Genomic DNA, 12,903 nt, shown 5'->3' with positions numbered 1-12,903 from the left:
GGTCACAACAGGTCGGCGACGTCGGTCGCCAACGCACGGCGGTCGGCCGGAGAGATCCCGTCGAGCGGGGCGCGCAGGCCGGAAGCGGCCACGCCACGCAGCTCCAGGACCGCCTTCAGGTGGGCGAGGTTGCCGTGCCGGGTGGCGACGACGGCCCGCCGAGCCCGTTCCCGGGCCACCTCCAGGGCCACCGCGTCGCCGGCCCGCAGGGCGTCGCGTACCGCCAGGAAGGGGGCCGGAAGCACGGAGCTGACACCGGACACCACGCCGGTCGCGCCGATCCCCACCACCTCGGCGAACTCAAGGTCCGCGCCGGAGTAGACCGCGATCTGCGGGTCGGGCATGGCGGCCAGGTACGTGGCGACGGCCGCGCTGCCCTCGCCACTGATCTTCACCCCGGCCAGGCCGGTGCCGGCCAGCCGGCCGAGCAGTTCCGGCGGGACCGTGGTGGTGGTCCGGTCGGCGAAGACGTACCCGTACACCGGCACGCCGGCGGCCCGGGCCACCACCGTCTCGTAGTACGTCAGCAGCGCGGACTCGGTGGCCGGGAAGTAGTAGGGGGTGAGTGCGGCCAGCCGCCGGGCGCCCTGGTCGACCGCGACCGCGGTGAGCTGCCCGGCCTGGTGGGTGGAGGCGGCCCCGACGTGCCAGTAGGTCCGCTCCGGGCCGAAGACGGCGCCGGCCACCGCGCAGACAGCCAGCCGCTCCTCGTCGCTGAGGGTGGTGAACTCGCCGGTGGTGCCGGCGACGAAGACGCCGTCCACGGGCGCGTCGGCCAGCCCCTCGTAGGCGGCCTTGGTGGCATCGAGGTCGACCGCGCCGCGCTGGTCGAAGAGCGTGGGCAGCGCGCTGATCAGGGCCGCCCGGGGGTACGCGGTCACGGTTTCGACTCCTTCGTTGAGCTGGTGGGTGTCGGGGCCGCGGCCTGTAGCCGCGCGCAGGTGGTGCGCAGGTGACGGTGCAGTTCGGTCTTGACCGCGGTCACATCGCCCGCGGCGGCCAGGCCGGCGAGGTCGTGGTGTTCCCGCGCCGACGGGGCGAGATCATCGAGGCGTTTGCCGGAGGCGTGCAGCAGCCCCTCGATGGTCGGGCGGAACTGGTTCCACAGCACGTTGAGCCGGGTCAGTCCGGCGACCTCGAAGAAGGCGCTGTGGAACCGGAGGTCGGCGCTGGTGAAGGCCGCCGCATCGGGTACGGCCACGGCGGCGTCCATCTCCGTCAGGGCGGTCCGCAGCGCGGCGGCGAGGACCTCCCGGCGGCCGGTGATGGCCCGCTCCGCGGCGAGCAGCTCGAACGACTCCCGCAGGGCCATCAGCTCGTCGATGTCCGCGGCGCTCAGCGAGCGGGTCACCGCGTACCGGCCGGCACCGGTGACCAGCCCCTCGGCCCGCAGGATCTTGATCGCGTCCCGGACCGGTCCCCGGCTGACCTGGAAGGACTCGGCCAGCTCCTCCTCCACCAGCCGGGTGCCGGTCGGCACGTCCCCCGCGATGATGCGCCGCCGCAGCTCGGTGGCGAGTCGCTCACCGAGCGACTCCACCCGGATCGGCCTACCGTCGAACACTGCCACCTCCTGATAACTGTTAACAGTTAACACCCGCGATCGGAGTGCCGTCAACGGCAGTGAGGCGCCGGCGCACTGGGTCGGGTCGACCCGGCCACAGCGGCGCTTTCGCGGTCAGGGTTACCCGGCAGCGACGGCGGCGGGACCGGTCACGCTGCGGGTCGGGTGTCGCCAACCTCCCGGCCGCCGCTGTCCGCCCGCTGTCCGTACCCCTCGGCGCATCCGCGGGGTACGCGACAGCGGGTGGACAGCGGCGGCCGGCACCGTTCGTCCCGCCGGGCCGCCACCGCGGCGGCCCACCGGACGAAGGAGTGATCCATGAACCAGCTCGTGCTCTCCGTGCCGAACATCAGCTGCGGCCGCTGCGTCGAGGCGATCCGGGAGGAGGTGAGCCTGGTGGTCGGCGTCCACGCGGTGACCGTGGACCTGGCGACCAAGACCGTCCGGGTGGACGGCGACGCCGACCCGGGGGCCGTACGGGCTGCCATCGGCGAAGCCGGCCACCAGGTCGCCTGAGCGGCGGGCGAGGAGGCGCAACCACGTACGCCAGTCACCGTCACCGCCGCTCACCCCGTCCATTTCGCACACCACCTGGAGGCCCGCCGTGTCCAGCACATCTCCCGTCCTCGATACCACCCCCACGCGTCGCAACTCCCTGCGCCTCTCCGCCACGTTGCTACTCGCGGGACAACTCCTGTACATCCTGGTGACCCAGTTCCACGCCGACGGGGACGCGAACAACCACCCCGCCGTGTTCGGCGAGTACGCCGGCAACGGAATCTGGACGCTCGTGCACGTCGGCCAGTTCGCGGCCATGGCGATCTTCCTTGCCGGGCTGCTTGCCCTCTTCTCCGTCCTGGACCTCCGGGCTGGAGCGGCGAGTTGGGCGGCTCGATTCGGTGCCGCCGCGGCAGTGGCGGCGCTGGCCCTGTACGGCGTGCTCCAAGCGGTGGACGGGGTCGCCCTCAAGCAGACCGTGAACGCGTGGGCGAGCGCCCCGGACAGCGAGAAGGCGGCGCGCTTCGCGAGCGCCGAGGCGATCCGCTGGCTTGAGTGGGGGGTACGGAGCTACCACAACCTCGCCCTGGGCATCGCGCTGCTCCTGCTCGCGGTCGCCCTCGTGTGGACGGCTCGGATTCCGCGGCCGATAGTCCCCCTGATCGGGCTTTCCGGCCTCGCCTACCTGATGCAGGGCTGGGTGGTCGGCTCCGTGGGTTTCTCGCAGACGGAGACGATCGCCATCGTGCTGGCCTTCGCCCTGGATGTGGTGTGGATGATCTGGCTGGTGGTGGTCGCCTGGCGGATGCCGGACTCGGAGGCCCCGTCACCGGGCTGACGTTTTCGGGTCACGCGCGGGCTTTTGCAAGCTGCGGGTAGAGCGCTTCGATGGGCGCGGCGAGTCCGGCCTTCACCTGGCCGCTGAGCTCGTCGGCGAGGATCTCGTAGCTGCCGGCTTCGATCCCGTCGTAGGCCGAGCGGACGACGTCGGCCGGGTCGAGCTTGGGGGCGTCGACTCCCTTGGTCATGGGGGTGTCGGCGTAACCGAGGTGCAACCCGGCGACGTGTACGCCCTCGGGGGCGAGCTTGATGCGCTGAGTGTTGGTCGCCTGCCAGAGGGCCGCCTTGGTCGCGCTGTAGGCGTCGCCGATCCCGAGCCAACTCAGGACAGACAGCACGTTGAGCACGGTGCCCCGCGAGGTCTTGAGTGCTGGGGAGAATGCGTCGGTCACGGCGAGTGCGCCCCAGAAGTTGGTCTCGAACAGCTCGCGTGCCGCGGACAGGTCGCCGAGCACGCTGGAGCCGTTCGAGGCCCCGGCGTTGTTGATGACGACGGTCACGTCGTTGGCGACCTCGGCCGCGGTCGCGATGGACTCCGGCGACGTCACGTCCAGGACGAGGGGGACGATGCGGCCGTCGTTCCAGTCTCGCGGGTTGCGTGCGGCGGCGTACACCTTGGCGGCACCCCGTTCGAGGGCCTGGTGGACGAAGTGGGTGCCGAGGCCGCCGTTGGCCCCGGTGATGAGCACGACGGCTCCGTTGAGGGTCGGCATGTCAGATCCTTTCGATGATGGTGGCGTTGGCGAGACCGCCGGCTTCGCACATGACTTGGCGGCCGTCGCGGCCGCTGCCTTCGGCGATCGGGGTGCAGACGGCGTGGATGATGTAGGCGCTGGTCATGATGGGTTCCCTCAGGGGTGGCGGTGGCGTACGAAGAGCGCAGCGAGGACTGCGACGACGAGCAGGACGATGCCGCCGGTGAGCAGTCCGCCGTGCAGGGCCGTGGAAAAGGCGTCGGGTACGGCGTGGCTGAGCAACCCGCGCGTTGCGTCATCGACTGTCGGTGCCTGGCCGTGGCTGATGGCGGCGGCGACCGACTTGGCGCTGTCAGCAGGTAGGCCGTCGCCACCGAGATCGTCGGCCAGTAGTCCGGGGAAGCGGCTGGTGGCGATGGTGCCGAGGACGGCTGGGCCGAGCATCGAGCCGAGCTGGCGAAACAGGTTCACTGTTGCCGACGCCATGCCCGCTTGAAGCGGGCTGACGCTGTTCACGGCTGCGGCAGTCGACGGTGCCACGAGCAGTGCGCTGCCGATGCCGGCCAGTGCCAGGCCAGGCCACATGTGGGAGTAACCGTTGTCCGCGCCGTTCCACAGCAGCGAGAGTGCCCCCACACCCATCAGGACAAGCCCGGCGGTCAGGGTGACGGTGAAGCCGACGAACCGCACGATCCGGGCGGCGAAGGCGCTGAATACGACGTAGGTGACCATCATCGGCATCAGCCGCACGCCAGCTCCGAGTGCGTCGTGACCTGCGACCCGTTCTAGGTGCAGGACGCTGAGCAGCGCGATCCCGACAAAGCCGAACATCGCGGCCGCGCCGACCAGCATCACGGTGGTGAAGGACGCGCTACGGAACAGGCGCAGATCGAGCATCGGGTCATGGTGCGTCGACTCGACCCGTAGGAAGGCGATCGCACCGACGGCGGCTACCACGTACGCAACGACGATGGGCGGCTCGCCGTACCCCCTTGCGCCGCCCTCGATGATCGCGTAGGTCGCCGCCGCGACCGTGATCGTTCCCAGGACGACGCCGAGCGGATCGAGCTGCCGTGAGGGGTGCTTGCTCTCCTTCATGACCAGCAAGGTGAGCATGATCGCAATGACGCCGAGGACAACGTTGGTGAGGTAGACGCTGTGCCACGAGAAGTGGGCCAGCAAGAAGCCGGCGACGAGGGGCCCGATCGCCAGGCCGAGTCCGGCGCAGCTTGCCCAGATGCTGATCGCACCGGTGCGTTCGTGGGGGGCGTGAAAGCTCGTGCTCACGATCGCCAGGCCGGACGGCAGGATCGCTGCCGCGCCGACACCCATGATCGCCTGACCTGTGATCAACACGCCCGAGCTGTCGGCCGCGAACGCGGTCACGCTGCCGACGGTGAAGAGCACAACGCCTACGAGATAGGTGCGGCGGCGACCGTAGAGCTCGCCGAACGTTCCGGCCGACATCACCAGGCTCACCAACGCGAGCGTGAACGAACTGGTGACCCACACCAGCGTGCTGCCCGAGACATGGAGGTCGTCCTGGATCGAGGCGAGCGCCCCGATGGTCGACGAGGCGTTGATGAAAGCCATCATCACGCCGATGCAGACCACGAACAGGCTCGGCCACCTGTTCGCTACGGAGGGTGGCGTAGGCGACGCGCGGCTATCCTGGCTAGTGGAGACCATAGCCAGCAAGCTACACCCTGGCTTGCAATGAGCAAAGTCAGGGTAGGATGGCGTGATGAGTCACGACGAGGGGCAGGCCGGGTCCGCCGACGTCCTTGCGCGTCTGGGCGCGTTCTCCGAGCGTGACGAATGGTCTGCGAAGGGCTGGTGCCGCATCGAGCGCTCGCTCGATCTGATCGGCACGCGCTCGGCGATGCTGGTAGTCCGCGAACTCTTCTACGGGGGCACGAAGTTCGACGAGTTGACCCGACGCACGGGCTTGAGCGAGGCCGTCGTTGCCGGGCGGCTCAAGCAGTTGTACGCCGACGGCATCGTCGACCGGCGCCCCTACCAAGAGGCCGGCAAGCGCACCCGGGACGAGTACGTTCTCACCGAGCGCGGACGCGAACTCTTCCCGATCATCGTTGCCCTGGTGCAGTGGGGAGAGCTGCTCGGCGACGACCACCGCACCGGTGTCGAGCTTGTTCACCGCGACTGTGAGGCCCCGCTTTCAGCCCACGTCAGGTGCGCCAGGGGCCACGACGTGCCGCTCGACCAAGCTGCGGTGCGCCTGAAGGACGAGGCCTACGTCACTGCGATGCGTTCGCGGTCCCGCGGGTCCCGTTGACGCAGCGTCGGGTCGCGGTTCGATGACCAGCCTACGGCCCACTCGTGGTGCTGGTCTGCGATGGAGTGGATCGCATCCCCCGGGGCGTCACTACCGGCGCGACGCGGACGGGTGACGCGGCCGGTCAGGCCGGCGCCGTTTCGCCGATCGCCTGGTCCAGGATTTCCAGACCGAGGGCCAGCTCCTCTCGCGTCGTGGTGAGGGGTGGCGCGATCCGGAAGGTGCTTCCCATGCCGGGCAGTTGCACGACATTCATATGGAGGCCGAGTTCGAGGCAGCGGCGGGTGACGTGGGCGCCGAGGACGTCCGAGCCCTCACGCGTCTCCCGGTCGAGGACGAGTTCGATCCCCTGCATCAGGCCGCGCCCCCGTACATCTCCCACCACGTCGTGTCGGTCTCTGATGTCAAGCAGGCCGGCGCGCAGGAACTCGCCAAGCTCTCGGGCCCGTACGTCCATTTGCTCCTGTTGGAGGACGTCGAGCACGGTGTTGCCGACGGCGGCGACGAGGGGGTCGGACACGTGTGTGGTGTAGAAGAGGTAACCCCGCTCGTGTGCCCGTTGTTCGATCTCTTCGGTCGTGATCATCGCGGCGAGCGGTAGGCCGGCGCCCAACGTCTTGGACAGGGTGAGGATGTCGGGCACTATGCCGTCACGCTGGAAGGCGTACCACGTGCCGGTGCGGCACAGACCGGTCTGCGCCTCGTCGACGATCAGCAGCATGCCGCGTTCACGGCACTTGCGCGCCAGGGCGACGAAGTAGCCCGGTGGTGGCTCGATGATGCCGCCAGAGCTGAGGATCGGCTCGACGATGCACGCCGCGAGACTTCCCGATGACTGGGCATCGACGAGGTCGAAGCCGTAGTCGAGCTGGCGCTGCCAGTCCAACTCGCCGTCAGGGGTGGTGAAGTCGGGGCGGTACGGGTTGGGCGTGGGAATCGCGAAGTTTCCTGGCGTGGGCCCGTAGCCCCGGCGGCCGGCGCTGTACGTCGCGGCGGCCGCCGCGTGCGTCATGCCGTGCCACGACTTGGCGAAGGCGACGATCTCGTGTTTGCCCGTGACGAGCTTGGCCATCCGGATGGCCGCCTCGTTCGACTCGGCGCCGGTCGTCAGCAGCAGCGCCTTCTCCAATGGCGCGGGGAGGGACTCGGCGAGCCGGCGCGCGAGGTCGACGACCGGGCGGGACAGCATGCCGCTGAACAGGTGGTCCAGCCTCGCGATTTCCCGCTGCACCGTTTCGACGATCGCGGGATGGCAGTGCCCGAGAATGGCGCTCATCTGGCCCGAGGTGAAGTCCAGGATCCGCCGGCCGTCGGCGGTGTACACGAAGCTACCGGCCGCGCGCTCGATGATCTCGGGCGTGAACGATCCGCCGTAGCGCACCAGATGGCGGGCAGCATCGGACCAAAACTGTTCGGCGGTACTCCGCTCGGTAGTCATCGTCATGGGCCTCACGATAGGAGCGTTCGTTATGCAGGAAAAGCTAATGTTTTTGGCTACGCTGTGCGGAATTCGCGCACAAGGAGTTTCCGATGCGGCTCAACACAGCACGCCTGGAGATGCTCAGCCTGCTGGACGGCCTCGGCACCATGCGGGCCGTGGCCGCGGCACTGCACATGAGTCCGTCGGCGGTGTCAGCGCAACTGGCGGTCCTGGAGGCGGAGACCCAAACCGAACTGCTGCGGCGCAGCGGCCGACGCGTACAGCTCACGCCTGCTGGGCGTACGCTCGCCCGGCACGCCCGCATCATCCTTGACCAGGTCAAGGCCGCTGAGGCGGACCTCCAGGGCCGCTCCGGACAACCGACGGGGCCGGTACGCCTCGCGGCTTTCTCCAGCGTCATACGGACCGTCGTCATTCCGCTCGCCGCGCGGCTCCGGGAGGCGCATCCCAGGATCGAGCTTGAGGTCGCCGAACTCGACCCGCAGGCCAGCCATCCGGCCCTGCGCCGCGGCGACTACGACATCATCGTGGCCGCGGACTTCATCGACGGGTCCATGCCGCTGCATCCTGACGTGCACACCATTCCCCTGCTCACCGATGCCATCGTGCTCGTGCTGCCGCGGCCGCAAGCTGCGTCCGACGCACCGGCGGACCTGGCCGACTTCGCCGAGGCGGCCTGGTCCATCGACATGCCCGGCACATACCTGTCCAACCTGGTGACGAGCACCTGCCGACAAGCCGGCTTCGAGCCAGTCGTGGCTGGCCGCTTCGCCAGCTACGAGCTGCTCCTGGCACATATCGAAGCCGGCCTGTCCGTGTCGCTCCTGCCCGAGCTGGCCGTGGACCGTCGCTACCACGTCGCCACCCGCCCGCTACGCCGACCGTTGACCCGCCACGTCTACGCGGCCGTTCGCAGCCGCTCAACTCTCACCACAGCGAGCCAGATCGTCCTCCACGAACTTCGCGACCTCGCCACGACCCCGCTATCTCGGCACGAGCGGATACCGGCCGGAGAAGCTTCGAACCCGGTCGGGGTACGGAACGTCGGGAGCCCCACACACTGACGAGTCGCCGGAAACGGGCTTTCTCTCTGCGGCACCCAGGTGACGATGTCCTGCGCGGTCTCATGCCCTGGTTCGAATCTCCGCTGGACTTTCTCACCAGCATCGAAGGGATACGCCGCGCGAGCACATCGCTCACCCTGCTTGCGCCCCTGGTTGCTCACTGCGTCGCAGCGCCGAGTTCCTTGCTGCTGCCACCGCTGCGTTCACCGAATCGGCATCGATCGACCCTTCGTAGCGTGTGTTGTCGATGAAGTACGTCGGAGCGTGGTGTAGGTGCATCGCTTCCGCGTCGGCGAGGTCCTCGTCGACCCGTTGGGCGCCAGTCGCATCGCCCCAGTCGTGTTCGAATCGCCGCAAGTTCAATCCCGCGCTTGCGGCCGCTCGGCGGATCTGTCGTTCGTTCTCGATCGGTGCTTCGCGGATGAGCTCGTCGCGCATCTCCCAGAATCGTCCCTGGAGGGCCGCAGCCTCGTTGGCGATGGCAGCGGAAAGACCAAGTGGCTGCTCGAGCGGGAGATGACGGAACGCATACACGACCTCGCTGCCAAAGCGGCCTTCCATTTCGCGGCGCATCTCTCGCGCAGCCGGCGAGTGGGGCGTGGCGTAATTGCCGTACTCGACCACGTTCACCACGGCGCTGCGAGGGTCACCCAGTACGCGGTCGCGAGACGGGTCGAGCGGCCTCACGAGACGGTCCCGGTGCGGCGATCGCCGCCGCTCGAGCGCGCTCATGACGGCGAAAGCGGCGGCGCCGAGGGTAGCGGCAAGCACGGTGGCAGCGATCACGCCGATCTGCGCACGGCTGACATCGACAGAATCGTCGAACGCCAACTCCGTGACGAACAGCGAGATGGTGAAGCCCATCCCGGCGAGCATGCTCAGGCCGGTGATGTGGGACATGCGTACCGCCGGTCCGAGCGCGTCGGGCCGAACTCGGGTGACGATCCAGGTCGACACAGATATAGCGACGATCTTGCCAATGACCAAACCAGCGATGATGCCCCACGTGAGCCGGGAGGTGAATGCGTCGACCAGTGACTCCCGGGTGACGTTCACGCCGGCGTTGGCGAGGGCGAAGATCGGCAGGATCAGCCAGGTGACGTACGGCGTCAGTGCTCGGTGGGCGCGCTCGTTGATCGAGACGGCTCGCGCGAGGGAGTTGTTGGCCGTGCGAGCGTAGCTGGCGGTCGGTGACATCTGGAAGGCTCGGACGTGGTCCTGAGCCCTGCGCAGGTCGTCGAACCGCGTGGGGAAGATCGGCAGCAGTAACGCGATCGCAACGCCGGCCAGGGTGGCGTGCACACCCGACAGGAAGAAGCCGACCCAGACGACGATCGAGGGCAGGAGATACAGCGCGCCGCGCCACACCCCGGCGAGGCGCATCGCCGCGATCATCGCGAGGCCGCCCACAGCAATGAACAGTGGCAGCGGGGTGAAGTGGTCGGTGTAGGCGAACGCGATGACCCCGAGCGCACCGACGTCGTCGGCGACAGCGAGCGTGACGAGGAAGATCCGCAGCTGGGGCGGCATCACACGTCCGATGATGGCGAGCATTCCCAGCACGAAGGCGGTGTCCGTGGAGACCACGATCCCCCAACCGCCAACCGCGCCGGTGCCCCAGGTGATGCCGACGTAGATCAGTGCCGGGATGACGAGGCCGGCGACGGCCGCGATGACAGGGACGCTCGCCCTCCGCCAGTCACGAAGCTCACCCAGCTCGAGCTCGCGGCGGACCTCGAGCGTGATGTGCGCGAAGAATACGGCCATGACGGCGTCGTTGACCCAGTGCTGCAGGTCCAGCTCGAACCTGGAACCTCCGAGTTCGAGGCCGAGAGGGAGATGCCAGAAGGACTCGTAGCTGTCTCCCGCAAGATTCGCCCAGACCAGCGCGGCGACGGTGCCGGCGATCAGGACGACGGCGCCGCGCAGCGCCTCTGGGCTGCGCCGAAGACGGGAGATGGGGCCGCGACGAGTCGCGTCCGGGGAGTTGATCGCGAGGGTGCTCCCAGCCACGTTCGTCACGCCGTTTCGGTGGGCAGGAGGAGGACTTCGGCAAGGTTCACGCTCCGCGGCAGCGCCGCGGCGAGCGTGACCACTGCGGCGATCGCGTCCGGTGTTCCCGCGGACGCGGCCCGTGCATGCTGCTTGTCACGCACGGGCAATGACGCGTTGCGATGCTCGTCGGACTGGTCCGCCGCGAAGCCCGGCTCGATGATGTGGACACGCATGCCCCGTGGCCCGTACTCCTGGCGCAGCGCCCGTGCGAGCTGCTTGATGGCCGCCGACAGGGCATTGAAAACGGCAAACCGAGGGGCGCGAACATCGGTACTGGTGGCGCCGATCAGCACGATGTCGGCGGGCGCCCCGCGGTCCGCGTTATCCAGGAGCGGCTCGGCGAACGTTTGGGATGCGTGCAGCAGCCCGCGCAGGTTCACGTCGATCATCTCGGCCCAATCTGCCGGGATGCCTTCACTGAAGGCGGAGCCGGTGATCACGCCCGAGGACACGACCAGAAGATCGATGCGGCCGAACCGCCTGATCGCGGCCGCTCGGGCGTCGTCGACCTCGAGTTGGGAGGTGACGTCCGCGACCGTGGACAGCACTCGATCGCCTCCGCCGAGTTCGCGTTTGAGGGCGTCGAGGCGGTCCGCGTCTCGACCCACCATGACGATGCTCGCGCCGGCCCGAACCAGCTCGTGGCAAATGGCGCGGCCGATCCATCCAGTCGCGCCGAAGACGACGGCGACCCGAGCACCGAGGACGCCTCTTGTCCCGCTCTGCTCGCTCATCGTTCGCGTCCCGTTGCCGCAAAGCGCAGGAGTCGCTCCCAGTAGAGGGCGGTGAGCTGCTCCCGGTTCGAGGGATCGGTCGCGTCCGCGCTCGGCAAACCGACGCGGTCGTCTTCGAGGTAGGCCCCGGACGGAACGTCGGCGACTGCGGCATGGAGGACCCGGGCTGCGCCCTGGGCGGGAGGACCACCAATGCGGCCCATCATCGCGGCGCTGAGAGGTGTGTCGTTGAGTCCGGGGCAGAGGGCGACGACACCGACCGGCATCGACCGGAGTTCTTCCGCGAGCAAGGACGACCAGGTCACCATCGCCAGCTTCGCTCGCGCGTACGCGGCCACCGGCGAGTAGCTGTGCTCCAGGTCGATGTCGTCGAAGTGGAACCGCTCGACGTGGTGCGCCGACGACCCCACGTTCACCACTCGTGCGCCCTCCGCCAACGACGGAACGAGCAGTCGCGTCAGCAGCGCTGGTGCGAGTGCGTTGACCTGCAGCGTCCGCTCGAATCCGTCCGTGGTGGTGATCCGCTGCGGCGCGCCGGGGACTGCGGCATTGTTGATCAACAGGTCGACCGTCGACACGAGTTTCCTGATCGAGCGGGCAGCTTCGACGACGTGGGAAAGGTGGGTGAAGTCGGCGCCGACGTAGTGGACGTCGGCGGGGCCGAGCCGGCGGATCTGCCTGAGAACCTGCCTCACCTCTTCTTCGGGCTCAGGCCCGAGCACGATGAGCGTCTCGGAGATTGTCGCCAGCCGGCGGGCTGCCGCCTCGCCGATGCCGCTCGTGGCGCCGGTGAGCACAACCGTGCCGAACCGCTTCCCTGGAGTCTTCATAGTGCCTACCCCCTGCGACCTGGATGTCCCGCCCGATGATTCATGCGGATTCGTGCGAAACGAGGAACGCGATGATTTTTGTCGATGTCCTCCGGCTCGCCCACTCGGCCGAGCGCGGTCTTGGTGGCGATGCCGTCGATGATTACCGGTACTGCTCGAACACGTCGCCACCGATGCGAGTGCGAGTAGGTCGCGGGGCGACGGAGCTAACGTGGATGCCCCGACGGCTCGGCTCGAGCCAATGACCACGCATCCATTAGGCGCCGTGCCGGTGACCCGGCGGTATAACAGAACTACCTGGGTCTTGCTTATTCACCCTCCGAGCCCGGGCGAGCACCATGGTCCTCGCCCGGGCTCGGATTTGCGCAGTGACGGCGGCGGCCGGAGGACTGCGAACCAGGCCATGCCGATCATCATCGGACTGCCGGCGCCTGGACTCCGCCTCGCACCGCCATGATCGACAGGATCGCCTAGGAGGGAATGGCGCCGATCTGCTGCATGATGGTCATCCGGTCCGGCGACACCCAGAACTCGGCGATCTTGCCATCCGCGACGCGCATGACGCCGATCCCGATCGCGGACACCTGTCGCCCGGTCGCCGGAACGCCCATGAGCTCCCCGTCGTGCGTGCCCTCATACCGGCAGCGCAGCGCCACGAGGTCACCGTCGGCGATCAGCTCGTCGAGGGGGTGTTGCAGGTCGGTCATGCCGGCGAAGAACGCGTCGCCGAACGTTTTCACCCCGTCGATGTCCAATGTCGGCAGTCCAGCCGGGTGGAATCGGAAGTCCTCCGTGCACAGGTGTACCGGGGTGGTCCGGCCGCGGTCGAGCTCCTCGAAGTAGTTGCGGACGATCTGCTTGTTCTGCTCGGACATGGCGGTGCTCC

14 protein-coding genes are annotated in these 12,903 nt (G+C 68.5%); 4 read left to right on the top strand and 10 right to left on the bottom strand.

Annotation, left to right across the window (positions count from 1 at the left end; translation table 11 throughout):
* Nucleotides 1-2 precede the first annotated feature (2 nt).
* Both C1I95_RS10320 and C1I95_RS10315 read right to left on the bottom strand, forming a co-directional pair.
* A complete protein-coding gene (locus tag C1I95_RS10320) occupies nt 3-881 on the bottom strand; it encodes a dihydrodipicolinate synthase family protein (RefSeq protein ID WP_199523679.1) in 879 nt (292 codons plus the stop codon).
* The gene (locus C1I95_RS10315; protein WP_146605688.1) at nt 878-1,564 is read right to left on the bottom strand and encodes a GntR family transcriptional regulator; all 687 of its coding nucleotides are present in this window, start codon (nt 1,562-1,564) and stop codon (nt 878-880) included. The genes C1I95_RS10320 and C1I95_RS10315 overlap by 4 nt, the downstream gene beginning before the upstream one ends.
* Nucleotides 1,565-1,882: 318 nt before the next feature.
* On the opposite strand from C1I95_RS10315, the gene C1I95_RS10310 reads away from it, so the two are divergent.
* Together C1I95_RS10310 and C1I95_RS10305 are read left to right on the top strand one after the other, a co-directional pair.
* Nucleotides 1,883-2,080 carry a heavy-metal-associated domain-containing protein gene (locus C1I95_RS10310; RefSeq protein WP_111213563.1) on the top strand — a complete coding sequence of 66 codons (198 nt, stop codon included), beginning with the start codon at nt 1,883-1,885 and terminating at the stop codon, nt 2,078-2,080.
* Nucleotides 2,081-2,168: 88 nt separating this feature from the next.
* Nucleotides 2,169-2,900, top strand: a complete 732-nt coding sequence (locus tag C1I95_RS10305) for a hypothetical protein (RefSeq protein WP_111213562.1) — start codon at nt 2,169-2,171, stop codon at nt 2,898-2,900.
* Between the two features lie 10 nt (nt 2,901-2,910).
* Here C1I95_RS10305 and C1I95_RS10300 read toward each other — a convergent pair whose 3' ends face one another.
* Genes C1I95_RS10300 through C1I95_RS10295 form a run of 3 tightly spaced genes read right to left on the bottom strand, consistent with a single transcriptional unit; the run spans nt 2,911 to nt 5,211 of the window.
* The gene (locus C1I95_RS10300; protein WP_111213561.1) at nt 2,911-3,615 is read right to left on the bottom strand and encodes an SDR family oxidoreductase; all 705 of its coding nucleotides are present in this window, start codon (nt 3,613-3,615) and stop codon (nt 2,911-2,913) included.
* Nucleotide 3,616: 1 nt separating this feature from the next.
* Entirely contained in the window at nt 3,617-3,742 is a 126-nt protein-coding gene (locus C1I95_RS36890) for a hypothetical protein (protein WP_267900691.1), read from the bottom strand.
* Nucleotides 3,743-3,753: 11 nt separating this feature from the next.
* A complete protein-coding gene (locus C1I95_RS10295; protein WP_199523678.1) occupies nt 3,754-5,211 on the bottom strand; it encodes an MFS transporter in 1,458 nt (485 codons plus the stop codon).
* 130 nt (nt 5,212-5,341) lie between these two features.
* Here C1I95_RS10295 and C1I95_RS10290 point away from each other — a divergent pair, with 130 nt between their 5' ends.
* On the top strand, nt 5,342-5,893 hold the full coding sequence (locus C1I95_RS10290; protein WP_111213570.1) for a winged helix-turn-helix transcriptional regulator: 552 nt from the start codon (nt 5,342-5,344) through the stop codon (nt 5,891-5,893).
* A gap of 124 nt (nt 5,894-6,017) precedes the next feature.
* Here C1I95_RS10290 and C1I95_RS10285 read toward each other — a convergent pair whose 3' ends face one another.
* On the bottom strand, nt 6,018-7,337 hold the full coding sequence (locus C1I95_RS10285; RefSeq protein ID WP_233513457.1) for an aspartate aminotransferase family protein: 1,320 nt from the start codon (nt 7,335-7,337) through the stop codon (nt 6,018-6,020).
* A gap of 86 nt (nt 7,338-7,423) precedes the next feature.
* Between C1I95_RS10285 and C1I95_RS10280 the strand changes: the two genes are divergently transcribed.
* The gene (locus C1I95_RS10280) at nt 7,424-8,398 is read left to right on the top strand and encodes a LysR substrate-binding domain-containing protein (RefSeq protein WP_111213559.1); all 975 of its coding nucleotides are present in this window, start codon (nt 7,424-7,426) and stop codon (nt 8,396-8,398) included.
* Between the two features lie 132 nt (nt 8,399-8,530).
* Here C1I95_RS10280 and nhaA read toward each other — a convergent pair whose 3' ends face one another.
* The 4 genes from nhaA to C1I95_RS10260 form a co-directional block, all read right to left on the bottom strand.
* A complete protein-coding gene (gene nhaA / locus C1I95_RS10275) occupies nt 8,531-10,420 on the bottom strand; it encodes a Na+/H+ antiporter NhaA (protein ID WP_111213558.1) in 1,890 nt (629 codons plus the stop codon).
* Nucleotides 10,417-11,187 (bottom strand): SDR family oxidoreductase, encoded by a 771-nt coding sequence (locus C1I95_RS10270; protein WP_111213557.1) that lies wholly within the window; start codon nt 11,185-11,187, stop codon nt 10,417-10,419. Before C1I95_RS10270 ends, nhaA begins: the two co-directional genes overlap by 4 nt.
* Nucleotides 11,184-11,984: an SDR family NAD(P)-dependent oxidoreductase gene (locus tag C1I95_RS10265; RefSeq protein WP_199523677.1), complete on the bottom strand. Its 801-nt coding sequence runs from the start codon at nt 11,982-11,984 to the stop codon at nt 11,184-11,186. Before C1I95_RS10265 ends, C1I95_RS10270 begins: the two co-directional genes overlap by 4 nt.
* A 503-nt stretch (nt 11,985-12,487) precedes the next feature.
* Nucleotides 12,488-12,892, bottom strand: coding sequence for an ester cyclase (locus C1I95_RS10260; RefSeq protein ID WP_111213555.1), 405 nt, complete (start codon nt 12,890-12,892; stop codon nt 12,488-12,490).
* Between the last annotated feature and the right edge of the window lie 11 nt (nt 12,893-12,903).

Source organism: Micromonospora craterilacus (genome assembly GCF_003236315.1).
Lineage (GTDB): Bacteria > Actinomycetota > Actinomycetes > Mycobacteriales > Micromonosporaceae > Micromonospora > Micromonospora craterilacus.
The sequence above is the reverse complement of the archived record's forward strand: the minus strand, read 5'-3'. Positions and strand labels throughout refer to the sequence as shown.

What these genes read in the sequence shown, in the direction of transcription:
- C1I95_RS10285 (WP_233513457.1), bottom strand. Translation starts at nt 7,337, where the DNA reads ATGACGATGACTACCGAGCGGAGTACCGCCGAACAGTTTTGGTCCGAT.
- C1I95_RS10270 (WP_111213557.1), bottom strand. Translation starts at nt 11,187, where the DNA reads ATGAGCGAGCAGAGCGGGACAAGAGGCGTCCTCGGTGCTCGGGTCGCC.
- C1I95_RS10310 (WP_111213563.1), top strand. Translation starts at nt 1,883, where the DNA reads ATGAACCAGCTCGTGCTCTCCGTGCCGAACATCAGCTGCGGCCGCTGC.
- C1I95_RS10300 (WP_111213561.1), bottom strand. Translation starts at nt 3,615, where the DNA reads ATGCCGACCCTCAACGGAGCCGTCGTGCTCATCACCGGGGCCAACGGC.
- C1I95_RS10260 (WP_111213555.1), bottom strand. Translation starts at nt 12,892, where the DNA reads ATGTCCGAGCAGAACAAGCAGATCGTCCGCAACTACTTCGAGGAGCTC.
- C1I95_RS10280 (WP_111213559.1), top strand. Translation starts at nt 7,424, where the DNA reads ATGCGGCTCAACACAGCACGCCTGGAGATGCTCAGCCTGCTGGACGGC.
- C1I95_RS10290 (WP_111213570.1), top strand. Translation starts at nt 5,342, where the DNA reads ATGAGTCACGACGAGGGGCAGGCCGGGTCCGCCGACGTCCTTGCGCGT.
- C1I95_RS36890 (WP_267900691.1), bottom strand. Translation starts at nt 3,742, where the DNA reads ATGACCAGCGCCTACATCATCCACGCCGTCTGCACCCCGATCGCCGAA.